The sequence below is a fragment of the Geodermatophilus sp. SYSU D00965 genome, from assembly GCF_054050075.1.
The window spans coordinates 22,196-45,267 of record NZ_JBJGYQ010000029.1; the positions used below are offsets into that span (position 1 = coordinate 22,196).

The window sequence follows — 23,072 nt, forward strand, 5'->3', positions numbered from 1 at the left end:
GCGAGGACCCCCTCGTCGTGGACGACCACCGTCCGTGGTGGCGGACGGCGGTCGTCTACGAGGTCTACCTGCGCAGCTTCGCCGACTCCGACGACGACGGGGTCGGCGACATCGGCGGGCTGCGCAGCCGGTTGCCCTACCTGGCCGACCTCGGCGTGGACGCCGTCTGGATCACCCCCTGGTACCCGTCCCCGATGGCCGACGGCGGGTACGACGTCGCCGACTACCGCGACATCGACCCCCGGTTCGGCACGCTGGCCGACGCCGACGCGCTGCTCGCCGAGGCGCACGCCCTCGGCCTGCGGGTGGTCGTCGACCTGGTCGCCAACCACACCTCGGTCGAGCACCCCTGGTTCGCGGCGGCGGTGGCCGGCGGGCCGGGCGCACCGGAGCGGGCCCGCTACTTCTTCCGCGACGGCCGCGCCGGGGGAGCCGAGCCGCCCAACGACTGGATCAGCGCCTTCGGCGGCTCCGCGTGGACCCGGGTCCTCGAGCCCGACGGGCGGCCAGGGCAGTGGTACCTGCACCTGTTCGCCCCCGAGCAGCCCGACCTCGACTGGGACGACCCGGGGGTGCAGGCAGAGTTCGACGACGTCCTGCGGTTCTGGCTCGACCGCGGCGTCGACGGCATCCGGGTCGACGCCGCGCCGGCCATGGCGAAGGTGCCCGACCTGCCCGACGCCGGGCACGGGCCGGGGGCACTGTTCGAGTCGAGCTCCTGGGTCGGCAACCCGCACTGGGACGTCGACGAGGTGCACGAGATCCTCCGCCGCTGGCGCCGGATCGGGGACACCTACCCCGGCGACCGGTTGTTCGTCTCCGAGGCGGTGGTCAACGGACCCGAGCGGCTGAGCCGCTACGTGCGGCCCGACGAGCTGCACACCACCTTCAACTTCGACTACCTCAAGGCGCCGTGGGACGCGCGCCGCATCCGGGCGGTCGTCGACGCGACGCTGGCCGCGCTGCGCCCCGTCGGCGCCCCCGCGACGTGGGTGCTGTCCAGCCACGACGAGACCCGGCACGTCACCCGGTTCGGCCGCCCGGACACCGGCGCGGCGACCATGGGGTTCGACGCCGCCGCGCCGGCCGACCTCGCGCTCGGCCTCCGGCGGGCGCGGGCCGCAGCGCTGCTCACCCTCGCCCTGCCCGGGGGCGCCTACCTGTACCAGGGCGAGGAGCTGGGCCTGCCCGAGGTCGAGGACCTGCCGGAGGAGGTGCTGCAGGACCCCACCTGGGAGCGGTCCGGGCACACCGCGCGCGGTCGCGACGGCTGCCGGGTGCCGCTGCCCTGGGCGGGGGAGCGGCCGCCGTTCGGGTTCACCGCGGACGGGGTCGCGCCGTGGCTCCCGCAGCCGGCCGCCTGGCGGGACCTCACCGTGGCCGCCCAGCAGGACGACCCGTCGTCCACCCTCTCGCTGTACCGCGCCGCCCTGCGGCTGCGCCGCCGGCTGCCCGGCCTCGCAGGCGAGGAGCCGCCGGCCTGGCGGGAGGCCGGGGAGGAGGTCCTCGCGTTCGACCGCGGTCCGGCCTTCCGGTGCGTCGTCAACTTCTCACCGCGGCCGTTGCCCCTGGCCGGGGAGGGTCGCCTCGTGCTCGCCAGCGAGGCGGTGTCCGACGTCCTGCCGCCGGACACCGCGGCCTGGCTGACGACCGGCTAGCGGGACAGGGAGCGGGTCAGCACCAGGCGGTCGTCTCCCGGGCCGGCGCGGTCGGCCGCCAGGTGGCCGCTCGCGCCGAGCTCCGTGTGCAGGGCGACGGTGCCGGCGTCGTCCGGCCGCGCGACCGCCTGGACGGCGCGGCCGCCGGTGCGCGCGGCGACCTCGTCGAACCGGGCGAGCAGCCGGCGGGCGAGATCGGTGTGCCGCCGGTCGGCGCGCACGCCCAGCAGGTGGACGTAGGCCAGCCGGTCGGCGGTGACCACGCCGAGCAGGTAGCCGACGTCCTCGCCGTCGACGCTGCGGGCCAGCACGCCGAAGCCGCCGAACTGGTCGAACCAGACCGGGTCGTGCAGGGCGCGGGTGTCGACGTCCCAGAAGCGGTCGTGCGCGGCCAGCAGCCGGGCACGGACGACGGTCGCGGACAGCTCGGCCAGCCCGACCAGGGTGACGTCATCGGGTGGGGTCACCGGCGGGCCGCCGCGAGCTCCTCGCGGGTCGGCGGGTCGGCGCCGACCCGGGTGCAGTTGAGGGCGGCGACCAGGGCGGCGTCGTCGACGATCGGCAGCAGCTGCTCGTCGGGCAGCTCCTCCAGCGCGACGCGCGTGGTGACCCCGGCCTCGAGCAGGCCGGCGAAGAGGCCGGCGGCCAGCGAGTCCCCGGCGCCCACGGTGTCGACGACGGCGACCTCCGGCGGCTCGCGGTGCACCAGCGCGCGGCCGGGCCGGGCCACCCGCAGGGGCGCGCCGCCGTCGGTGAGGAGCACCAGCGCGGCGCCGCGGTCGGCCCAGCGCAGCGCCGCGGCGTCGAGGTCGTCGAGCGCGTCGGGCTCCAGCCAGGCGAGGTCCTCGGCGCTGACCTTGACGATGTCCGCCCGGGCGAGCAGCCGGTCCAGCCGTGCGCGCACCTCGTCGGCGGTGTTGCCCAGGGCCGCACCGACCTGCCCCTCGGCCAGCATCGGCCGGATGTTCGGGTCGACGCTGACCAGCGCCTGGCCGCTGCCGGCGATGCGCTCGACCAGGCCGGCGATGGCCTCGCAGCCGGGCGGGGTCCAGCTGGAGATGGAGCCCACGTGCAGGATCGCCGTCCGTTCGGGGAGGACCGCGGCCAGCTCGTCGTCGGTCCACTGCCAGTCGGCCGCGCCCAGCACGTGGAAGCCGTAGTCGGGGGCGCCGTCCGGGCCCAGCCCGACGACGGCCAGGCTCACCGGCTCGCCGGCCACCACCAGGCCGCCGAGGTCGACCCCGGCCAGCTCGACGTGCCGGCGCAGCGAGGCGGCCAGCGGCCCGGATCCCAGGCGGGCCAGCAGCCGCACCGGCGTGCCCAGCCGGCCCGCGGCCACGGCGACGTTCAGCGCGTTGCCACCGGGGCGGGCGACGTACTGCGGCGCCGTCCCCTGGGGACCGGCGCCGGCCTCCGGGACGGGGAGCATGTCGACCACGAGTTCGCCGAGGACGCTGAGGACCGGGGTGTCGGTGGACACCCCGAGACCCTAACGGGGGAAGCCCTCAGGGGCGTCCCTGGTGGCTCACGGAGGGCCACACCTGGGACGATGGACGGTGACGACCACCGCTGCGGCACCGCCGGGCCGGGGACGACCGGCGGACGAACCGCGCTGAGCAGGAGGACCGATGCCCAACCCGTTCGTGAAGCTGTGGAGATACCTCACGGCCTCTGCCAACGCGAAGATCGACGAGAAGGCCGACCCGAAGATCCAGATCGCGCAGGCCATCGAGGCCGAGCAGCAGCGCCACCAGGCGCTGGCCAACCAGGCCGCGGCCGTGCTGGGCAACCAACGGCAGCTGGAGATGCGGCTCAACCGCCAGCTCGGGGAGGTCGAGAAGCTGCAGGCCTCCGCCCGCCAGGCGCTGGTGCTGGCCGACCAGAGCCGAGCCGCCGGGGACGCGCCCAAGGCCGGCGAGTACGAGAACGCGGCGCAGGCCTTCGCCACCCAGCTGGTCGCCGCGGAGCAGGCCATGGAGGACCTCAAGCGCAGCCACGACGAGGCGCTGCAGGCCGCCGAGCAGGCCCGCGGCGCGGTCGAGCAGAGCCGGATGCGGCTGCAGACGACCCTCGCCGAGCGCACCAAGCTGATGAGCCAGCTCGAGCAGGCCAAGATGCAGGAGCACGTGGCCGCCTCGCTCAAGCAGGTCAACGAGCTCTCGGCGCCCGGCAACACGCCGAGCCTGTCCGAGGTCCGCGACAAGATCGAGGCGCGCTACGCCAACGCGCTGGGGCAGGCGGAGCTCGCCCAGACGTCGGTCGAGGGCCGGATGCTCGAGGTGCAGAAGGCCACGCTGGACGTCGCGGGTGCCTCCCGGCTGGACCAGATCCGCGCGTCGATGAACCCGGTCACCAGCGGCTCCTCCGGCCCGGCCGCGGTCACCGGCGGCCCCGCCGGCCCGGCCCTGGAGCAGGGCACGCCGCCGGTGCAGACGCCGACCGCCCAGCCCGTGGAGGAGCCGGCCGAGGCGCCCGAGCGCAACGCCTGACCTCCGGTCCGACGGGCCGGCCGCACGCGCGGCCGGCCCGTCGTGCTGTGCAGGGCCGCGTGGCCGGGCGGTGCGCCGGGCCACGGCCGGCGGGGGTCAGCCGCAGGTCGAGCGCGCCATGTCCTCCTCCACCGCCAGCTCCGACGCCGAGTCGGCCTGTCCCGTCGCCTCGTAGCCGCGGATGGCGTCGACCTTCGCCGCGGACGCGGAGGTGGGGTCGAAGCGGTAGCCGAGCCACTCCCGGGCCAGCCGCCGGGCCAGCTCGATGCCGATCACGCGCTGGCCCATGCAGAGCACCTGCGCGTCGTTGCTCAGCACCGAGCGCTCCACCGAGAAGCTGTCGTGGGCGGTCACGGCACGGACCCCGGGCACCTTGTTCGCGCTGATCGCCACACCCAGCCCGGTGCCGCAGATGAGCAGCGCGCGGTCGGCCCGGCCCTCGGCGACCAGCTGCGCGGCGCTCACGGCCACGTGCGGGTAGGCGGTGGTGTCGTCGGCGCCGACACCCACGTCGGTCACCTCGGCCACCCGGTCGTCGGCCTGCAGGTCGGCCTTGAGCCGCTCCTTGTACTGCAGCCCCGCGTCGTCGCAGCCCACCACGATCCTCAACCCATCGGGCACACCGACTCCTCTCCGAGGTCGGGTCAGACGTCCTTGAGCAGCTGTCCGATCGCGGTCAGGCAGGCCGCCAGGGAGACCGCGCCGGCGTCCGGCGTGCCGACGCTCCGCTCCGCCAGCGGCCGGGCCCGGCCGACCCGCGGCCGGAGCTCCGCGGTGGCCCGGGCGGCGTCCTGCGCCCGCCGTGCCGCCTCGTCCCACGACGGACCCAGGTCCTGCCCGGCGTCCACGGCGGCGGAGAGGGACTCGGTGAAGGGCAGGAGGGCGTCGAGCATCGTCTTGTCGCCGGGCTGGGCCCCGCCGAGCCGCACCAGCGCGTCGTACCCGTCGCGGACCCCCGCTGCGACGGTGCGGGCGTCCGGGGCGCCGGTGTCGCCCAGCCGCCGGCCCATGGCCGTGAGCGCCGCCCCCCAGAGGACGCCGGAGGTGCCGCCGGCCTTGGCGGCCCACGCGTCGCCGGCCTGGACGAGGGCCGTGCCCGGACCCGCGCCGCCGGCGTCGACCGCCCTGCGGGCTGCGTCGCGGGCGGCGGCGGTGCCGCGGACCATGCCCCGGCCGTGGTCGCCGTCCCCGGCGACGGCGTCGATGCGGCCGAGCTCCTCCTCCATGTCGGCCACGGTCTGCGCCATCGCCTCGATCGCGGCCAGCACGACGGCTGCGCACTCCCGGCCCGCGTCGTCGACCTCGGTGACCTCGACGGCCGGTGCGGAGGCCGCGGCCGCCACCTCGGACGCGGACCGCCGCGCCTCACCGGGGTCGGCGGCCAGGGCGCCCTTGCGATAGGCGGGGGTGTCTGCGGGGGCGCGCCAGAAGCGCTCGAGCTCCTCGTCCAGCCACATCAGGGTCAGCGAACAGCCGGCCATGTCCAGGCTGGTGACGAGCTCGCCGACCTCGGGCTCGACGACCTCCAGCCCGGCCTCCCGCAGCCGGCGGGCCACCGAGGCCCACACGATGAACAGCTCCTCGTACTTCGTGCGCCCGAGGCCGTTGAGGATGGCCGCCACCCGGGTCCCGGCGCCCTCCGGGGTCTCGGCCAGGAGGCCCTCGACCAGGATGCCGGCGAGCTCCGAGGCGGTGGGCATGGGCTGCTCGGCGACACCCGGCTCGCCGTGGATGCCCAGCCCCAGGCCCATCTTCCCGTCGGGCACGGTGAACAGCGGCTCCCGCGCGCCGGGCATGGTGCACCCGTCGAAGGCCACCCCGAGGGTCCGGGTGCGCGCGTTGCTGTGCCGCGCCACGCGTTCCACGCCGTCGAGGTCGTACCCCTCCTCCGCGGCTGCCGAGGCGGCCTTGAAGACGGTGAAGTCACCGGCGATGCCGCGCCGCTTCGGGATCTCCGAGCCCGGCGCGCTGGCCACGTCGTCGGTCACCGCGAAGTAGCGGGCGTCCCGTCCCTCGGCCCGCAGCCGCTCCACGGCGAGGCCGAAGTTCATCACGTCCCCGGCGTAGTTGCCGGTGGTCAGCAGGACGCCGCCGCCGCCGTCGGCCGCGCGCCCGACTGAGGTCGCCTCGGCCGCGGACGGCGAGGTGAACACGTTCCCGACCACCGCCCCGTCGGCGAAGCCCGGGCCCACCACCCCGCAGAAGGCCGGATAGTGCCCCGAGCCGCCCCCGACCACCACGCCCACCTTGCCCGGACGCGGCCGGGTCGCGCGCACGACGCCACCCGGGACGCCGACCACCCGGTCGGCGTACGCGTCGAGGAAGCCGGCCAGCATGTCCTCGGTGAACTGCGCCGGGTCGTCGTACAGGCGGGTCACGGGCGTCCTCCCGTCGGTGGTGCGGCGCCGCCGCGGTCAGCGGATCCGGTCACCCGTGTCGGCGTCGAAGAGGTAGACCCGCTGCGGCGGGGCGGAGACCCGCACCGGCGTGCCGTGGTCCCAGTCCTCGTCGGCCGGCGTGACCGCGACGACGGGGCCGTCGACGCCCGGCACGTCGACCGTGGCCTGGCCGTACTCGAGCAGGTGCTCGAAGACCCGCACCTCGCCCTCGATGGCCGGCTCACCCTCGGGGACGTCGACCCGGCAGTCCTGGGGGCGCAGGCCCACCACGACCGGCCGGTCGTGCTCCGGCGTCCGCGCGGCCGTCGGCAGTGCCCCGGTCCGGCCGATCCGCACCCGGACGTCGCCGTCCTCGCGGGTGATCGTCCCCTCGACCAGGTTGATCTTCGGCTCGCCGACGAAGTCGGCGACGAACTGGTTCGCCGGGTCGTCGAAGACCTCGTCAGGCGTCCCGAACTGCTGGATCACGCCCTTGTCCATCACCGCCATGCGGTCGGCCAGGCTCAGCGCCTCCAGCTGGTCGTGGGTCACGACCACCGTCGTGTAGCCGAACTCCCGCTGGAGCACCTTCAGCTCCCGGCGCACCCGCTGCCGCTGCGCGGCGTCGAGGTGCGACAGGGGCTCGTCGAGCAGCAGCACCGGCGGGTTGCGGATGAGGGCGCGGGCCAGGGCCACCCGCTGCTTCTGCCCGCTGGAGAGGTTGGCCGGGCGCATCGGCAGCAACTCGGTCATCTCCAGCCGCTCGGCCAGCTCGTCGACGCGGCGGCCGGCGTCCTTGACCCCCCGGGCCTTCAGCCCGTAGGCGAGGTTCTCGCGGACGTTGAGCGGTGGGTAGAGGGCGTAGCTCTCGAACCCGACCCCCACGTTCCGCTTGCCCGGCGGCAGGTCCTGGACGGCGCGGTCGCCGATCCGGATGCTGCCCGAGGTCACCGTCTCCAGCCCGGCGATCATCCGCAGCGTCGTCGTCTTGCCGCAGCCGGAGGGGCCGAGCAGGGCGATGAGCTCACCCGGCTCGATGTAGAGGTCCATCCCCTTGACCGCCTCGAAGGACTCCCGCCCCCGGGAGACGTAGGTCTTGCGCAGTTGCTCGAGGACCAGCGGCTGCGGCCCCTCCGCGGTGGTGTGCCGTCCGGCCCCGTTGCTGGTCATCGCTGCTCCTGGTGTCCGACCGGCTGCACGCCCCCGCGCAGTCGGCCGCTGGGCTCCATGGCCCCGCCGAGGCGGCGGGTGTCCTCGCCGGCCGGGCCGTCGGCGAACAGGTGGACGTGCTCGAGGGGGACCTGCAGCTCCACGTCCTGGCCCTCGTCGACGTGCTGCACGGCGGAGTCGACCGCGATCAGGTCGACGTCGCCGATCCGGACGTCGAGCTCGAGCTGGCGGCCGAGTCGCTCGGCGAGCCGGATCCGGCCGCTCATCCGCAGCCAGCCGGGTCCGCCCCGACCGGGGCGGACCACCTCGACGTCGCGGGGGCGGATGCCCAAGCGGACCCGCTGGCCGCGCTCGAGGCCCAGCGGCGGGACGGCGAGGTCGATGGCACCGCCGGCCGCGCGGACCCGGCCGTCCTCCACCACCGCGTCGATCACGTTGATCTCCGGCTGGCCGAGGGCCTTGGCCACGAAGCTGTCCACCGGCTTGCGCCACACCTCCTCGGGCGTGCCGACCTGGACGAGGCGGCCGTGGCGCAGCACCGCGATGCGGTCGCCGAGGGAGAGCGCCTCCTGGTAGTCGTGGGTGACGTACAGCGAGGTCGTGTGGGACATCCCCCCGAGCTGCTTGAGCTCCGCCCGCATCGCGGCGCGGAGCTTGGCGTCCAGGTGCGACAGCGGCTCGTCGAGCAGGTACACGTCGGCCGGCCGGACCAGGACCCGGCCCAGCGCCACGCGCTGCCGCTGGCCGTTGGACAGCTCCCGCGGGAGGCGCTCGAGCAGGTGGTTGATCCCCAGCGTGGTGGTGACCAGGTCGATCCGCCGCCGCTGCTCCTCCTCCGCGTACCGGCCCGTGCGCCCCGACCGCAGCGGGGAGGCGAGGTTCTGGAACACCGTCTTCTGCGGGTACAGCGCGTAGCTCTCGAAGGCCATCGCCACCCCGCGGTGGTAGGGCTCGACGCCGTTCATGGGCTTGCCGGCGATCACCACGTCGCCGCGGTCGACGTCGACCAGCCCGGCGACCGACTTCAGCGTTGTCGTCTTGCCCGCCCCGGACGGCCCCAGGATCACGAAGAACTCACCGTCGCCGACGTCGAGGGTGAGGTCCTCGATGCCGACCGTGGACCCGTAGTGCTTGGTGACGCCCTGCAGTCGCACCGCACCCATCAGGCCTTCACCGCCCCGAACGACAGGCCCCGCACCAGGTACCGCTGGATGGTGAGGGCCAGGACGAGCGGCGGGAGGGCGCCGATGAGCGCCGCCGCGGCGGTGAGGTTGTAGAAGGCCTGCCCACCGCCGCCGAGGAACCGAGAGATGGCAACGGTGACCGTGGCGTTCTCCGAGCCGGCGAGGATGAGGGGGAAGACGTAGTTGTTCCAGGCGAAGATGAAGGCCAGCAGGGCGGCCGCCGCGATACCGGGCCGCACCAGCGGCAGGGCGACCATCACGAACGCCCGGCGGCGGGTGTACCCGTCGAGCAGCGCGGCCTGCTCCAGGTCCTCGGGCAGGTCCTCGAAGTAGGACCGCAGGATCCACACCACCAGCGGCATCGTGACCAGCTGGAGCACCCAGATCATGCCCAGGCGGGTGTCGAACAGGCCGATCTGGTTGTAGATCACGAACAGCGGCACGATCACCATCAGCTCCGGGGCGAACCGGAACGACAGGATCGTGAACATCAGGTCGTTCGAGCCGCGGAAGCGGTAGCGGCCGGCGGCGTAGGCGGCGGGGATCCCGATCAGCAGCGACACGAGGACCGCGCCGCCGCAGTTCACGATGCTGGAGAGGATCGCGCTCGGGTAGTTGACGCTGGTCAGCCGCGTCCCCTCGTCGCTGAGCACGATGCCGAAGTTCTCCAGCGTGGGGGAGAAGCCGAAGTAGGTCGTCGTCTGCTCCGCCGGCGTCTTCAGCGACAGCAGCAGCATCCACAGGATCGGGAACAGCGAGAAGACGAACCACAGCACCAGCACCACGTCAGCGGCGATGGCCCCGGGCGTGAACCGCTTCTGGCCGGGCATCAGCTCCTGGGCCATGTCACTCCTCCGCTCCGGCGGCCCGGCGCTGGGCCTTGCCGAGCACGCTGACCAGCCAGCGCGCGGTGATGAAGACCAGCGCCCACAGCAGGAACATGTAGGTCGCGCCGCGCGAGTAGTTCAAGTTGATGATCGAGTCCTGGTAGGCCCCGATCTGCAGCGTCCGGGTCTCGTTGCCCGGCCCGCCCGCGGTGAGGACGAACACCTGGTCGAAGACCTTCAGGGAGTCCATGAACCGGAAGATCACCGCGACCAGGATGTAGGGCCACATCATCGGCAGCATCAGCCGGCGGAACATGTAGAACCAGCTGGCGCCGTCGACCGACGAGGCCTCGAACGGCTCCCGCGGCAGCGACCGAAGGCCGGCGAGCACGAGGATCGCCACGAACGGCGTGAAGATCCAGATGTCGACGACGATGACCGACCACAGCGCGTTGTCCCGGCTGAGCCAGTCGAAGTTGCCGAGGCCGAACACGTAGTTGAGGACGCCGAACTGCGGGTTGTACATCAGCCCCCAGATGACGCCGGCGATCACCGGCGCGATCATCAGCGGGAGGATGAGCACCCGCTCGAAGACCCGCCCGACGAAGCTCGCCCGGTAGAGCAGGAGCGCGATCCCGACGCCGAGCACCGTCTCGAGCACGGTGGCGGCCACGGCGAACAGCAGCGTCGTCCGGACGCTCGCCCAGAAGACGCTGCTGCCGAGGACCGTCTGGAAGTTCTCGAGACCGACGAAGGTCGGGTTCGGGTTGACCGCCGAGTAGTTGATGAACGCGTAGTAGGCGCCCAGGACGAACGGGTACAGGATGCCGATCGTGATGGCGAGCGCCGGCACCGCCAGCACGTACGGGCGCAGGCGGCGACGCCAGGACGGGACGACCGGGGGCTGCTGACCCGCGGCGGGGGCTGGCGCCTCCTGCCCGGGCGACCGGCCGGGGACTGTCGTGGTCACGAGCTGTCCTTCCGCAGCAGGGACGGCTGGCGCCCCGCGGTCAGCTGTTCACGATCTCCGTGCTCTGCTCGGCGAGGGCGTCGAGCCGTTCCTTGGCGTCGGCGCCGTCGTAGATGTCCTGGAGCGCGACCGACCACTCCTCGGTCGTCTCGAAGAAGTGGGTCTGCGGGGTGAACTGGATCGCGGTGCTGTCGATGACGGTCTCGAAGGTCTCCAGGTAGCCGGGGAAGTCCCCCAGGGTCTGCTTGAACGCGCCGTCGAACACCGAGGCGCGGGTGGGGTCGGCGAAGGTGCCCTGCTGGACGGCCCTGGTCATGGCGTCCGAGCCGGTCGCCCACTGGATGAACAGCCAGGCCGGGAGCTTGTTCTGGGAGGCGGAGTTCATGGCCCACGACCACGTCCACAGGTTCGTGGCGTAGCTGCCGTCGGGGCCGGCCGGCCCCGGGTGCCAGGCGATGTTGCCGGCCTGGGCGCTCGCTCCCGCGACGTTGAGCGGATAGGTGGCGCTGTCGGCGTCGTAGGCCATCATCGCCGCCCCGTTGCCGAGGTCGCGGGTGACGTCCGGGTACTCGTAGGTGGTCCAGCCCGCGGGGCCGGCGTCCCGGGCGAGGGTCACCCACGCCTGGGTGAAGTCCACCGCCTCCGGCGAGTTCATCACGGCCTGGAGCTGGCCGCCCTCCTCGCTGTAGTCCCGGGCACCCTCCCGGGTGTACTGGGTCATGTACCCGGGGTGGATCGAGGCCCAGGAGCGGGAGCCGCGGAAGGCGATCCCGTAGCGGCCGGCGGAGCGGTCGGTCAGGTCGACGGCGATCTGCTGGAGTTCCTCGAAGGTCTCCGCCGGCCGGATGCCGCGCCGGTCGAACTCCGCCCGGTTGTAGGCGATGACGTTGGTCTCGAACCCCCACGGGATCGCCCACTGGCCGCCGCTGCCCAGCGGGCTGCCGAGCTGGAAGTCCCACCGGGTGGCGTTGCGCAGGCCCTCGTAGATGTCCTCGAAGTCGTAGTCCGGGTTCGTGGCCGAGTCGTTGTCGATCCAGGGCTGCAGGTCCTCCATCCAGCCGGGCGGGCCGTACTGCCAGATGAAGTAGGCGCCGGTCATGAAGGCGTCGAAGTTGCCGGCGCCCCCGGCGAGCTCGGTGTTCAGGCGGGTGAAGTAGTCGGCCTCGGGCACCAGCTCGACGTTGACCTGGATGCCGGTCAGCTGGGTGAACTCGGCCAGCAGGGGCTGGAAGCTCTGCTGGTAGGGGTGCGGGGTCTGCAGGATCGAGATGCTCTGGCCGTCGGCCTTCTTCCAGTCGAACCCGCCGGTCACCTCGGCGGCCCCGTTCTCCGCGTTGCCCCCTCCGGTGGTGGTGCCCCCGGTCCCGCACGACGACAGGAGGGGCACGCCGGCGAGGCCGGCCGCCCCGAGCCCGAGCGCCTGCAGCATCGAGCGTCGGGACAGCTGGTGGCGCCCGAGGTCGCGGCGGTACGTGGGGTGGCTGCCGTGCATGGGGGTCTCCAGGTGTCTGCGGAGTCGTGCCGGGGCGTGCAGCGGGACGGTCGAGCAGGCCGACGCGCGGCCGGTGGGGTCAGCCGGGGATGAGCGAGACCTTGACGGACTTGGTGCCGGAGGCGACCAGGTCGAGGCCCTCCTTGAAGTCCTGCACGGGGAGCTGGTGGGTCACGATCTGGTCCATCGGCAGCACGCCGGACTCGAGCATGCGGGCGGCCGCCGGCCAGCAGTACGGGCCGAGGTGGGCACCGCGGACGTCGAGCTCCTTGTCGTCGCTGATGATGCTCCAGTCGACGGTGACGTCGTCCTTGAAGACGCTGTACTCGACGAACGTGCCGACCTTGCGGAGCAGGTTGAGCCCCTGCGGCACGGCCGAGGGGTGGCCGGTCCCCTCGAGGTAGACGTCGGCGCCGTAGCCGTCGGTCATGTCCTTGACCATCGCGACGGCGTCCTCCTCGGCGATGTTGATCGTGAGGTCGGCGCCCACTTGCTTGGCGAGGTCGAGCTTGGCCGGGGCGACGTCGAGGGCCACCACCTGAGCGGGGAACTTCGCCTTGGCGCCGGCGATCATGCCGAGCCCGATCGGACCGCACCCGGCGACGACGACGACGTCCTCGAAGTGGATGTCGGCCCGTTCGACGGCGTGCAGGGCGCAGGACAGCGGTTCGATGAACGCCGCGTGCGCCGCCGGGAGGTCCTTGGAGATCTTGTGGACCAGCGCCTCGCGCGGGTACACCATGAAGGACGCCATGCCGCCGGGGGTGCGCCGCTTGAAGCCGTAGAGGTCGTGCGGCGCGCACATGTGGTACTGCCCGCGCAGGCAGTAGCGGCACTTCCAGCAGGGGACAATCTGCTCCGAGGTCACCCGGTCGCCGACGTCGATGCCCCAGCGCCCGGCGGCCTCCTCGTCGAGGTCGACGACCTCGCCGACGAACTCGTGCCCCGGGATCACCTCGGTCTCGGCCCAGGCGGGACGGTTCTCGTCCCCCCAGAACTTGGCCGCACCGGCGTAGCACTTCAGGTCGCTCGCGCAGATCCCGACCGCCTCGACCCGGACCAGCACCTCCCCGGGGCCGCGCTTGGGGACCGGGGCCTCCTCGAGGCGGTAGTCCCGCGGGCCGTGACAGATGACGGCGGGCATGGAGTCGGGCACGGAGCCTCCTCGCGACGAGGTGTGACCAAGGTCACACGGCCTCGGTTGCGGAGAGGCTAGGGGTGTCACCCGTCCGGGGCAATGGTCCTCCGAACGGGGACGATGGCGAGGCCATTCGGCCCTCCGGGTGCAGGTCGTCGTCGGAGTGGCCCGTGGACGTCGTGGCTCCGGGACGTGCTGGCCCCGGCACGGGGTGGTCCCGGCACGGGGTGGTCCCGGCACGGGGTGGCCCCGGCACGTGCTCGCCCCGGCCTCCGGTGCGGAGGACCATGGCCCCGTGGCGGTGCACGATGACGCCGAGGGGGTCGGGGCGGGCCTGTCCGCCTACCGCCTCCTGCTGGTGGCCGTCCGCACCGCGTGGGTGAGCTGCGCGTGCGGCGTCGGCGCGATGACGGCAGGTCTCGTCCTGCGGTCGCCGGGGCTGGTCGGGGTCTTCCGGGTCGCCCTCGGGGTCTCGTTCGTTGCCGTGGGCGTCGCCGTGCTCGTCTTCCTGGGCCTCCTGGCCTCGCGGGCCCGGCTCGACGGGATCGTGCCGGGGACTCCGCCGACCTCCGTCCGCCGCCGCGCCGAGGCCCTGGTCGCCGTCCTCCTGGTGGACCTCCTGGACCCCGACGAGCCGGAGCGCCCACCGCCACCCGGGACAGGCGCGGGCTGACCGCAGGGCCGGGCGCCCCGTGGGTCCCGGGGGACTCCGCCCGGGTGGCGGACCGCGACCGCAGCTGTCAGGAGGAGCCGACGAGGGGACGGGGACGGCCCGGTTCCCCGGTCCGGGCCGCCGGGTCGATGGGAGAACGGGCGGCCTGGCAGCGCGGGCACCAGTACGTGACCCGTTCCTCCAGCTCCGGCCCCTGGTCGCCGAGCAGGACCGGTGTGCCGCAGCGTCGGCAGGGACGGTCCTTGCGGCCGTAGACCCAGTGCTGCTCGCCGCGGCGCAGGCTGCCGGTGGTGCTCTGCTCGGGGTGCTCGAGGTTGGCCCGCATCAGCGTGCGCGCCCGCTCCACCAGCCCGGGGAGGTCGGCGACGTCGGCCACGCGCGCCCACGGGTGGACGCCGCTGAGGAACAGCGACTCGACCTTGTAGAGGTTGCCGATCCCGGCGAGGTTGCGCTGGTCGAGGAGCGCGACGCCGACCTGTTCGTCGGGGGAGGCCCGCAGCCGGCGCAGCGCCTCGTCGAGGTCCCAGTCCGGGGCGAGGACGTCGGGGCCGAGGTGACCCACGAGCTGGTCCTCGTGCGCGGTGCGGACCAGGTCGACGTCGTGCAGCCGGTAGCCCACGCACTCCCACTGGTCGGTGGCCAGCACGGCGCGGACGGCGAAGGCCGGCCCGCCCCGCCACTTCGCGCCCGGCCGGTAGATGTGCCAGCTGCCGTCCATGCGGAAGTGCGTGCGCAGGGTCCAGCCGTCGGCGAACCGGATCAGCAGGTGCTTGCCGCGGGGCGCGACCTCCGACACCGTGCGGCCGGCGAGGTCGGTGGCGGCCAGCCGGGGCACGCGCAGCTCGCCGCGGCGCAGCGTCGCCCCCGCGAGCGCGGCGTGCATCCGCTTGGCCGCCAGCCAGACGGTGTCTCCCTCGGGCACGCCGCCAGTGTCCCCTGCGCGGTCCCGGGCCGCTGTGAGACCGCTGACAGCCGGGATGACGGCCGGATCGCCGAGCGCTGAGCCATTCCGTGGCCGTGACGACCCTGATCCGCTCCCGCTTGACCCGCCAGGAGGTCGCCGGGCGGGTCCCCGAGCCGGTGACGGTCACGGTGGCGCGGGTGGTGCGCCCGCACCGGCGGCAGGCCTTCGAGCGGTGGGCGGCCGACACCCTCGCGCTGGCCGCCACCTATCCCGGCAACCTCGGCGGCACCCTGCTCAAGCCGGGACTGGGCAGCTCGGAGTACCACCTCGTCTACCGGTTCAAGGACGACGCGTCGCTGGCCGCGTGGGAGGGGTCGCCGGAGCGGCGGGCGGCCCTCGACCGGATGCAGGAGATGGTCGACGAGGAGCGATACGCCCGCGTCGCCGGTCTCGACAGCTTCTTCACCCGCCCCGCGACGCCGGGGCCCCGCTGGCGGTCGACGGTGCTCACCATCGCCGCGGTCTTCCTCATCACCTCGACGCTGCAGGTGCTCGTCATGCCGCACGTCGCGGGCTGGCCGTGGCCGTTCCGGCTGCTGCTGTCGGCGTGCATCGTTGTCGTGCTGCTCGGGTTCGTCGTCATGCCGGCGCTCACCCGGCTGTTCGCCGGCTGGCTCCGCCCGCAGCGCGACTGACACGGGCTGGCTGCACACGCGGCTGGCACCGGCCCGCTGCCCTCGCGGCGCGACGGGTAGCGGCTCGGCTCCTCACCTTTAGGCGCGCAGGCGCAGGCCCCGCGGGGTCGCGGCGAACCCGGCCGCCTGCAGCACCCTTAGGCGCGCAGGCGCAGGCCCCGCGGGGTCGCGGCGAACCCGGCCGCCTGCAGCGCCGCCGACAGCGGCGTCGACTCGTGCACCGAGGCCCCGTCGGCCTTCTGCACCACCATCCGGCCGAGCGCGCCGGCGGCGACCGCGCCGGACAACGCCGTCGCCGCCTCCTTGAGCGCCGTCTCCTCCTCGGTCCAGGACAGCAGCGTCTTGCCGCCGCGCTCGACGTAGAGCACCAAGTCCCCGTCGACGAGCACGACCAGGGCTCCGGCCTTGCGGCCGGCCCGGTGGCCGGTGGCCGACCGCCGTCCGCTGCCGGTGCCCTCGCCGACGTCGACGGCGCTGCCCGTGCCGTCAGCCCTGCCGCCGTCGTCCCCGCCGGCCGACCGCTCGGGCCACGGCAGCGCCGCGCCGTAGACGTTGGCCGGGTCGGTCGCCGCGAGCACCACCGCTCCCGCGGGGACCCGGTCGGGGGAGGCGAAGCTGCGCAGCCGGTCGACCGAGCCGGGGGTGCCGAACTGCGCGGCACCGAGGGTCTCGACGAAGTAACCGCGCCGGGCCCGCCCGTTCTCCTCGAACGCCCGGAGCACCGGGTAGACCGCGGAGAACCCGCCCGGGACCTGCTCGGCCATCACCGCGCCCCGGGTCAGCACGCCGTGCCGCTCCAGCAGCGCCTCGGCCCGCGCCGTCGTCCGCTTGGTGGGGTTGGTCTCCCGGTCGGGCAGCCGGGACCAGCGCCCGGCGACCGTCGGCGGCCCGGTCCGCGTCGGCATCGCGGGCCGGCCGAGCCGGGGGCGCCCGTAGCGGGTGCGGTCCAGCCGGGCGCGCGGTGGTGCCGGCTGGCGCTTGTGCGTGCCGCCGCCGGTCAGCCGGGTGCGCAGCGGGGCGAGGGTGTCGTTGGTGAGCGCCCCGGCCCACACGAGGTCCCACACGACGTCGGCGAGCGCGGCGTCGTCGGTGGACCCGACGAGGTCGGACAGGCCGCGGAAGAACAGGGCCTGCCCGCCGGCCAGGCGCTCCAGCACGGCTGCGCCCACGCTGAGGTCGCTCCCGTCGCCCACCCCGCCCGGCTGCACCTGGTCGGGGAGCAGCAGCGGCGCGAGGTCGGCCGGGACCAGGCTGATCCAGCCGTCGCCGCCGGGCAGCCCGCCCGCGCCGGCCCAGAGCACCTCACCGGCGCTGGTCAGCTCGTCGAGCATCGCGGGGGAGTAGTCGCGCACCCGGGCCGGCAGCACCAGCGACTCCAGCGCGCTGGCCGGCACCAGCGCGCCGGCCAGCTGCTCGACCACGGCCAGCACGCCGTCGGGCCCCCGCATCCGGCTGCCCACCGACTGCCAGGAGGGGGTGAACCGGGCGAGGGTGTCGATGGGGACCGGTTCCACCTCCTGCCGGAGCCGGGCCAGGCTGCGCCGGCGGATCGAGCGCAGCACGTCCGCGTCGCACCACTCGTGCCCGGTGCCGCCGGGCCGAAACTCGCCGGCGACCAGCCGCCCGGTGCCGACCAGCCGCTGGAGGGTGGCGGTGACCACGGCGACGCCCAGGCCCAGCCGCTCGGCCACCTCGCCGGGCTGGAAGGGGCCGTGGGTGCGGGCGTACCGGCCGACCAGGTCGCCCAGCGGGTCGGGGACCGGCTCGGTGAAGACCTCGGGCACGCCCACGGGCAGCGCGGTGCCGAGCGCGTCCCGCAGGCGGCCGGCGTCCTCGATGGCGACGTGCCGCTCCTCGCCGGCGATGCGCACCACCAGCGCGCGTCGAGCGGCGACCAGCTCGTCCAGCCACTCGCGGGGCACGCCGCGGGCGGCGGCCTCGGCCGGGGTGAGGTCCCCGAGCAGGCGCAGCAGGTCGGCCGCGCCGTCCAGGTCGCGGGGGTGGCGGTCGGTGGGCAGCCGCTGCAGCTCCTGCTCGACCTCGGCCAGTGCCTCCGCGTCGAGGAGTTCCCGCAGCTCGGAGCGGCCGAGGAGCTCGGCCAGCAGGCCGGTGTCGAGGGCCAGGGCCTGGGCCCGCCGCTCGGCGAGCGGGGCGTCGCCCTCGTAGAGGAACTGCCCGACGTAGCCGAACAGCAGCGACTGGGCGAAGGGGCTGGCGGCCTGGGTCTGCACGTCGACGACCCGGACCCGGCGGGAGCGCACGTCGCGCATCAGCTCGACCAGGCCTGGCACGTCGTAGACGTCCTGCAGCACCTCGCGGGCGGCCTCGAGGGTGATGGGGAAGCTGGAGAACTCGCTGGCAACCGACAGCAGCTGCGCGGCCCGCTGCCGCTGCTGCCACAGCGGCGTGCGACGCCGGGGGTCGCGGCGGGGGAGCAGCAGGGCGCGGGCGGCGCACTCGCGGAAGCGGCTGGCGAACAGGGCGGAGTTGCCGACCTCGGCGGTCACCTCCCGCTCGACGTCGTCCGGGTCGAGGACGGCCAGGTCGGCCTCGGGCGGTTCCCCCGTGGTGTCAGGGAGGCGCAGCACGATGCCGTCGTCGGAATGCATGGAGGCGACGTCCACGCCGTACCGCTCGCGCAGCCGGGCGGCCAGCACCAGCGCCCACGGGGCGTTGACCTGGGCGCCGAAGGGAGAGTGGACGACCAGTCGCCAGTCGCCAAGCTCGTCGCGGAATCGCTCGACCAGCAGCGTGCGGTCGTCGGGCAGGTGCCCGGTGGCCTGCTTCTGCTCTGCGAGGTAGGTCAGCAGGTTGGCCGCGCCCCACTCGTCGAGGCCGGCCGCCCGCGCCCGGTCGAGACCGGCCTGCGGCGTCGCCGACCCGACCTCGCGGAGGAACGCGCCCAGCGCGCGGCCGAGCTCCAGCGGCCGTCCCGGGGCGTCCCCGTGCCAGAAGGGCATCTTCCCGGGCTGGCCGGGGGCCGGACTGACCAGGACCCGGTCGTGGGTTATCTCCTCGATCCGCCACGAGGAGGAGCCGAGGAGGAAGACGTCGCCCACCCGCGACTCGTAGACCATCTCCTCGTCGAGCTCGCCGACCCGCCGGCCGCCCGAGCCCTCGCCGCCCACGAGGAAGACGCCGAACAGCCCCCGGTCGGGGATGGTGCCGCCGCTGGTGACCGCCAGGCGCTGGGCTCCGCTGCGCGCGGTGAGCGTGTCGGTGACCCGGTCCCAGGTCAGCCGGGGTCGCAGCTCGGCGAACGCGTCCGACGGGTAGCGGCCGGCGAGCATGTCGAGGACCGCGTGCAGGGCGGAGTCCGGCAGCGACCCGAACGGTGCCGAGCGGCGGAGCAGCGCGGCCACCTCGTCGACCGACCGCGGCCGCTCCGAGACGATCGCGACGACCTGCTGGGCCAGGACGTCGAGGGGGTTGCGCAGGTAGCGGATCGACTCGATCGCGCCCGCCCGCATCCGCTCGGCGACCAGCGCGCACTGCACCAGGTCGCCCCGGTACTTCGGGAAGAGCACCCCCCGGCTGACCGCGCCGACCTGGTGCCCGGCCCGCCCGACCCGCTGCAGCCCCGAGGCCACGGTCGGCGGCGCCTCCACCTGGACGACGAGGTCGACCGCCCCCATGTCGATGCCGAGCTCAAGGCTGGAGGTGGCCACCACCGCCGGCAGGCGCCCGGACTTCAGGGCCTCCTCCACCACCGCCCGCTGCTCGCGGGAGACCGAGCCGTGGTGGGCCGCGGCGACCGGCCGCACCCCCTCGGGCACGCCTCCACCGGAGCCGGCCTGCGCCATGAGCGCGGCCGCGTTGGTGCCGGGCGGGACCGTCTCCTCGGTGGCCCGTTCGTAGGCCAGCTCGTTGAGCCGGCTGGTGAGCCGCTCGGCCAGCCGCCGCGAGTTGGCGAAGACGATGGTGCTGCGGTGGGCCTCGACCAGGTCGAGCACCCGCTCCTCGACTGCCGGCCAGATCGACGTCCGCGGCTGGTTGCCGGCCGCCGAGCCGTCCAGCTCGCCGGTTGGCTGCCCGAGGGTGCTCATGTCCTCGACCGGGACGACCACCGAGAGGTCCCACTCCTTGGCCGAGCCGGGCGCCACGACCTCCACCGGGCGGCTGCCGGCCAGGAAGGTGGCCACCTCCTCGATCGGCCGCACCGTGGCCGACAGCCCGATCCGCTGGGCGGGGCGCTCCAGCAGGTCGTCGAGCCGGTCGAGGGACACCGCCAGGTGCGCTCCGCGCTTGGTGTCAGCGACGGCGTGCACCTCGTCGACGATCACCGTCTCGACACCGCGCAGCGCCTCGCGGGCCGAACTGGTCAGCAGCAGGAACAGCGACTCGGGGGTGGTGATGAGGATGTCGGTCGGCCGGCGGGCGAAGGCCCGCCGCTCGTCGGCGGGGGTGTCCCCGGAGCGGATGCCGACCTGGATCTCGGGCCGGGGCAACCCCAGCCGGGCGGCGGCCTGCCCGATGCCGGCCAGCGGCGCCCGCAGGTTGCGCTCGACGTCGACGGCGAGCGCCTTGAGCGGGGAGACGTAGAGGACCCGGCAGCGGGCCTGTGGGTCCTCCGGCGCCGGGGTGCTCGCCAACCGGTCGAGCGACCAGAGGAACGCGGCGAGCGTCTTGCCCGAGCCGGTCGGCGCCACCACGAGGGCGTGCCCGCCGCTGCTGATCGCCTGCCACGCGCCCTCCTGGGCTGGCGTGGGCGCGGCGAAGGCCCCGGTGAACCACGCGCGGGTGGCCTCGGAGAACCGGTCGAGGGCGGACACGGGCACCAGTGTCGCCCGCGGGTACGACAGTTCGCCGGGCCGCGGGAGCGTCGCGGCAGCGCCCTTTCCGCCGGGTAGTGAGGTGCTCCTGGAGCGGGGGTGGGGTCGGGCACACTGGCCGCCATGCGCCGCTCCCTGTACGAGGCCGAGCACGAGGACTTCCGCGAGATGGTCCGCGCCTGGGCCGAGAAGACGATCGTCCCGTTCCACGACCAGTGGGAGAAGGACGGCATCGTCCCCCGGGACGTCTGGACCTCGGCCGGCGCCCAGGGGTTGCTGGGCACCGACATGGACGAGCGGTACGGGGGTGGCGGCGTCCGCGACTTCCGCTACCAGGCGGTCGTCGACGAGGAGCTCATGCGCATCGGCGCCACGGGCGTCGGGTTCACGCTGCACAACGACGTCGCCGGCCCGTACCTGCGCGACCTGGGCACCGAGGAGCAGAAGCAGCGCTGGCTGCCCGGCTTCTGCTCCGGTGAGCTCATCACCGCGATCGCGATGACCGAGCCCGCGGCCGGCAGTGACCTGCAGGGCATCCGCACCACGGCGCGCCGGGACGGCGACGCCTGGGCCCTCAACGGCTCCAAGACCTTCATCACCAACGGCATCAACGCCGACCTGGTCATCGTCGTCGCCCGCACCGACCCCGACGCACCCGGCTCGAAGGGGATCAGCCTGCTGGTGGTCGAGCGGGACATGCCCGGCTTCAGCCGCGGCCGCAATCTGGAGAAGGTCGGCCTCAAGGCGCAGGACACCGCCGAGCTGTTCTTCGACGACGTCCGCGTGCCCGCGGAGAACCTGCTGGGCACCGAGAACCGCGGCTTCTACCACCTCATGGAGAACCTGCCGCAGGAGCGGCTGTCGATCGCCGTCGGCGCGGTCGCCTCCGCCGAGACGGTGCTCGCCCACACCGTCGAGTACGTCACCGGCCGCACGGCGTTCGGGAAGCCGGTGAGCAGCTTCCAGAACACCCGCTTCGTCCTGGCCGAGCTGCAGACCGAGCTCACCATCGCCCGCAGCTTCATCGACGAGTGCATCCGGCAGCTCAACAGCGGCGACCTCACCCCGGTCGACGCGGCCATGGCCAAGTACTGGACCACCGAGCTGCAGAACAAGGTCGCCGACCGCTGCCTGCAGCTGCACGGCGGCTACGGCTACATGGACGAGTACTTCGTCTCCAAGGCCTGGCGCGACGCCCGCATCCAGTCCATCTACGGCGGGACCAACGAGATCATGCGGGAGATCGTCGGCCGCTCCATGGGGCTGTAGGGCGGGGACGACGTGACCGCCGAGACCCGGGCCCACCCGGACCCCACCGCCGTCCAGCGCCGGACCCTCGGCGTGCTCGGGTCGGGCGTGGCCCTGGCCGGCCTGGGGGTGACGGTCGGCATCACCGTGGGCGGGCTGCTGGCCCGGGACGTCGCCGGCACCGACACCGCTGCCGGCCTGGGGCAGACCGCCGGGGTGCTGGGGGCCGCGGTCATCGCCGTCCCGCTGGCGCGGATCAGCGACCGGTCCGGCCGCCGGGCCGGGCTGGCCGTCGGCTACGCGATCGCCGTCCTCGGCTCGGTCGTCACCGTCTGCGCCGCGCTGCTGTCGTCCCTGCCGCTGCTGCTGATCGGCCTGTTCGGCTTCGGGGCCGCCACCGCGTGCGGGCTGCAGGCGCGCTACGCCGCGGCCGACCTCGCCGAGCCGCAGCACCGGGGACGGGCGCTGTCGCTGGTGGTGTGGGCGACGACCGTCGGGTCGGTGCTCGGCCCGAACCTGGCCGGCCCGGGGGAGTCGCTCGGGCACGTGCTCGGCCTGCCGCCGCTCACCGGCGCGTTCGCCATCTCGATGGCGGTCTTCGCCGTCGTGGCGGTCGGTCTCGCCCTCCTCCTGCGGCCCGACCCCCTCCTGATGGCCCGGCGGCTGAAGGGTGTCGTCGCCGGCGGTGGTCCCCGGCCGCGGCGGGTGACCCTGGCGGCGCTGCGCGCCGTCTGGGCGGACCCGCGCGGACGCCTCGGCCTGACCGCGGTCGTCGTGGCCCACTCCGTGATGGTCGGCGTCATGGTGATGACCCCGGTGCACATGGGCCACGCCGGCGGGCCGGAGGGGACCACGCTGCGCGTGATCGGCCTGGTCATCAGCGTGCACGTCGCCGGCATGTACCTGTTCTCGCCGCTGGTGGGGCAGTTGGCCGATCGCGCGGGGCACCGCGCCACGGTCGCCGTGGCCGCGGCCCTGCTGGTCGCCGCCGCCGCGCTCGCCGGGACCGCCGCTCCGGGGGACGCCGGGCGACTGGGTGTCGGCCTGCTGCTGCTCGGCCTGGGGTGGTCGTGCGGACTGATCGCCGGGTCGACCCTGGTCACCGAGTCGGTCGCGGAGGAGCAGCGGCCGACGGCGCAGGGCGGCACGGACCTGCTCATGGGACTGGGCGCGGCACTGGCCGGCGTGGTCGGCGGCCCGCTGCTGGCCCTCGGCGGCTACGGGCTCGTGACGGCGGTGTCGGCCGCGTTGGTCGCGCCGCTGGTGGTGGTCTGGGCCCGGACCGGTCCGGTGCCCCGGCCGGCTCAGCGCCCCCGGTAGTTCCGGTAGAGCAGCACCAGCGAGGCCACCAGGCACAGCACGATGCCGATCTCGAGTACGAGGTCCCACGTCGACGACCCGGTGCTGGGGATCACGGTGCCAGCGTAGGAGCCCGCCGGTCCCGGCGGTCCTCGTCGAGCCCGCGCTAGCGTCG

Annotated in this window: 19 protein-coding genes; 6 read left to right on the top strand and 13 right to left on the bottom strand. The window is 74.4% G+C overall.

Going from position 1 to position 23,072, the window contains the following annotated elements:
• Positions 1 to 17: 17 nt before the first annotated feature.
• On the top strand, positions 18 to 1,658 hold the full coding sequence (locus ACI789_RS22045; RefSeq protein ID WP_457011589.1) for a glycoside hydrolase family 13 protein: 1,641 nt from the start codon (positions 18 to 20) through the stop codon (positions 1,656 to 1,658).
• Here the strand turns inward: ACI789_RS22045 and ACI789_RS22050 are convergent.
• The gene (locus ACI789_RS22050; RefSeq protein WP_457011591.1) at positions 1,655 to 2,125 is read right to left on the bottom strand and encodes a GNAT family N-acetyltransferase; all 471 of its coding nucleotides are present in this window, start codon (positions 2,123 to 2,125) and stop codon (positions 1,655 to 1,657) included. The two genes, ACI789_RS22045 and ACI789_RS22050, sit on opposite strands and share 4 nt — an antisense overlap.
• Complete coding sequence (locus ACI789_RS22055) at positions 2,122 to 3,138, bottom strand: carbohydrate kinase family protein (protein WP_457011593.1); 1,017 nt, start codon at positions 3,136 to 3,138, stop codon at positions 2,122 to 2,124. Before ACI789_RS22055 ends, ACI789_RS22050 begins: the two co-directional genes overlap by 4 nt.
• A gap of 148 nt (positions 3,139 to 3,286) precedes the next feature.
• Here ACI789_RS22055 and ACI789_RS22060 point away from each other — a divergent pair, with 148 nt between their 5' ends.
• Positions 3,287 to 4,147, top strand: a complete 861-nt coding sequence (locus ACI789_RS22060) for a PspA/IM30 family protein (RefSeq protein WP_457011594.1) — start codon at positions 3,287 to 3,289, stop codon at positions 4,145 to 4,147.
• Positions 4,148 to 4,243: 96 nt separating this feature from the next.
• On the opposite strand, the gene ACI789_RS22065 is transcribed toward ACI789_RS22060, so the two are convergent.
• The 8 genes from ACI789_RS22065 to ACI789_RS22100 form a co-directional block, all read right to left on the bottom strand.
• On the bottom strand, positions 4,244 to 4,768 hold the full coding sequence (locus ACI789_RS22065; protein ID WP_457011596.1) for a ribose-5-phosphate isomerase: 525 nt from the start codon (positions 4,766 to 4,768) through the stop codon (positions 4,244 to 4,246).
• A gap of 23 nt (positions 4,769 to 4,791) precedes the next feature.
• Positions 4,792 to 6,525 (bottom strand): dihydroxyacetone kinase family protein, encoded by a 1,734-nt coding sequence (locus ACI789_RS22070; protein ID WP_457011597.1) that lies wholly within the window; start codon positions 6,523 to 6,525, stop codon positions 4,792 to 4,794.
• A 36-nt stretch (positions 6,526 to 6,561) separates the two neighbouring features.
• Positions 6,562 to 7,695: an ABC transporter ATP-binding protein gene (locus tag ACI789_RS22075; protein ID WP_457011599.1), complete on the bottom strand. Its 1,134-nt coding sequence runs from the start codon at positions 7,693 to 7,695 to the stop codon at positions 6,562 to 6,564.
• Positions 7,692 to 8,858: an ABC transporter ATP-binding protein gene (locus tag ACI789_RS22080; RefSeq protein WP_457011600.1), complete on the bottom strand. Its 1,167-nt coding sequence runs from the start codon at positions 8,856 to 8,858 to the stop codon at positions 7,692 to 7,694. Before ACI789_RS22080 ends, ACI789_RS22075 begins: the two co-directional genes overlap by 4 nt.
• Positions 8,858 to 9,724 carry a carbohydrate ABC transporter permease gene (locus tag ACI789_RS22085; protein ID WP_457011601.1) on the bottom strand — a complete coding sequence of 289 codons (867 nt, stop codon included), beginning with the start codon at positions 9,722 to 9,724 and terminating at the stop codon, positions 8,858 to 8,860. The genes ACI789_RS22080 and ACI789_RS22085 overlap by 1 nt, the downstream gene beginning before the upstream one ends.
• Position 9,725: 1 nt before the next feature.
• Positions 9,726 to 10,676 carry a carbohydrate ABC transporter permease gene (locus ACI789_RS22090; RefSeq protein WP_457011603.1) on the bottom strand — a complete coding sequence of 317 codons (951 nt, stop codon included), beginning with the start codon at positions 10,674 to 10,676 and terminating at the stop codon, positions 9,726 to 9,728.
• 40 nt (positions 10,677 to 10,716) lie between these two features.
• Entirely contained in the window at positions 10,717 to 12,168 is a 1,452-nt protein-coding gene (locus tag ACI789_RS22095; RefSeq protein ID WP_457011605.1) for an extracellular solute-binding protein, read from the bottom strand.
• A gap of 79 nt (positions 12,169 to 12,247) precedes the next feature.
• Positions 12,248 to 13,312: an alcohol dehydrogenase catalytic domain-containing protein gene (locus ACI789_RS22100; protein ID WP_457011631.1), complete on the bottom strand. Its 1,065-nt coding sequence runs from the start codon at positions 13,310 to 13,312 to the stop codon at positions 12,248 to 12,250.
• A 289-nt stretch (positions 13,313 to 13,601) separates the two neighbouring features.
• On the opposite strand from ACI789_RS22100, the gene ACI789_RS22105 reads away from it, so the two are divergent.
• Entirely contained in the window at positions 13,602 to 13,979 is a 378-nt protein-coding gene (locus ACI789_RS22105) for a hypothetical protein (protein ID WP_457011607.1), read from the top strand.
• Positions 13,980 to 14,046: 67 nt separating this feature from the next.
• Here ACI789_RS22105 and ACI789_RS22110 read toward each other — a convergent pair whose 3' ends face one another.
• A complete protein-coding gene (locus ACI789_RS22110; RefSeq protein ID WP_457011609.1) occupies positions 14,047 to 14,901 on the bottom strand; it encodes a DNA-formamidopyrimidine glycosylase family protein in 855 nt (284 codons plus the stop codon).
• A gap of 95 nt (positions 14,902 to 14,996) precedes the next feature.
• Here ACI789_RS22110 and ACI789_RS22115 point away from each other — a divergent pair, with 95 nt between their 5' ends.
• A complete protein-coding gene (locus ACI789_RS22115) occupies positions 14,997 to 15,578 on the top strand; it encodes an antibiotic biosynthesis monooxygenase (RefSeq protein WP_457011611.1) in 582 nt (193 codons plus the stop codon).
• 137 nt (positions 15,579 to 15,715) lie between these two features.
• On the opposite strand, the gene ACI789_RS22120 is transcribed toward ACI789_RS22115, so the two are convergent.
• The gene (locus ACI789_RS22120; protein ID WP_457011613.1) at positions 15,716 to 20,350 is read right to left on the bottom strand and encodes an ATP-dependent helicase; all 4,635 of its coding nucleotides are present in this window, start codon (positions 20,348 to 20,350) and stop codon (positions 15,716 to 15,718) included.
• Positions 20,351 to 20,473: 123 nt separating this feature from the next.
• Between ACI789_RS22120 and ACI789_RS22125 the strand changes: the two genes are divergently transcribed.
• A complete protein-coding gene (locus tag ACI789_RS22125) occupies positions 20,474 to 21,619 on the top strand; it encodes an acyl-CoA dehydrogenase family protein (RefSeq protein ID WP_457011615.1) in 1,146 nt (381 codons plus the stop codon).
• Between the two features lie 12 nt (positions 21,620 to 21,631).
• Complete coding sequence (locus tag ACI789_RS22130) at positions 21,632 to 22,918, top strand: MFS transporter (protein WP_457011616.1); 1,287 nt, start codon at positions 21,632 to 21,634, stop codon at positions 22,916 to 22,918.
• Here the strand turns inward: ACI789_RS22130 and ACI789_RS22135 are convergent.
• The gene (locus tag ACI789_RS22135; protein WP_456910351.1) at positions 22,903 to 23,013 is read right to left on the bottom strand and encodes an LPXTG cell wall anchor domain-containing protein; all 111 of its coding nucleotides are present in this window, start codon (positions 23,011 to 23,013) and stop codon (positions 22,903 to 22,905) included. The genes ACI789_RS22130 and ACI789_RS22135 overlap by 16 nt on opposite strands.
• Positions 23,014 to 23,072: the final 59 nt, after the last annotated feature.

Bases quoted from the DNA above. Each gene is read 5' to 3' on its own strand.
- ACI789_RS22060 (WP_457011594.1), top strand. From the start codon at position 3,287: ATGCCCAACCCGTTCGTGAAGCTGTGGAGATACCTCACGGCCTCTGCC.
- ACI789_RS22075 (WP_457011599.1), bottom strand. From the start codon at position 7,695: ATGACCAGCAACGGGGCCGGACGGCACACCACCGCGGAGGGGCCGCAG.
- ACI789_RS22080 (WP_457011600.1), bottom strand. From the start codon at position 8,858: ATGGGTGCGGTGCGACTGCAGGGCGTCACCAAGCACTACGGGTCCACG.
- ACI789_RS22085 (WP_457011601.1), bottom strand. From the start codon at position 9,724: ATGGCCCAGGAGCTGATGCCCGGCCAGAAGCGGTTCACGCCCGGGGCC.
- ACI789_RS22095 (WP_457011605.1), bottom strand. From the start codon at position 12,168: ATGCACGGCAGCCACCCCACGTACCGCCGCGACCTCGGGCGCCACCAG.
- ACI789_RS22100 (WP_457011631.1), bottom strand. From the start codon at position 13,312: ATGCCCGCCGTCATCTGTCACGGCCCGCGGGACTACCGCCTCGAGGAG.
- ACI789_RS22125 (WP_457011615.1), top strand. From the start codon at position 20,474: ATGCGCCGCTCCCTGTACGAGGCCGAGCACGAGGACTTCCGCGAGATG.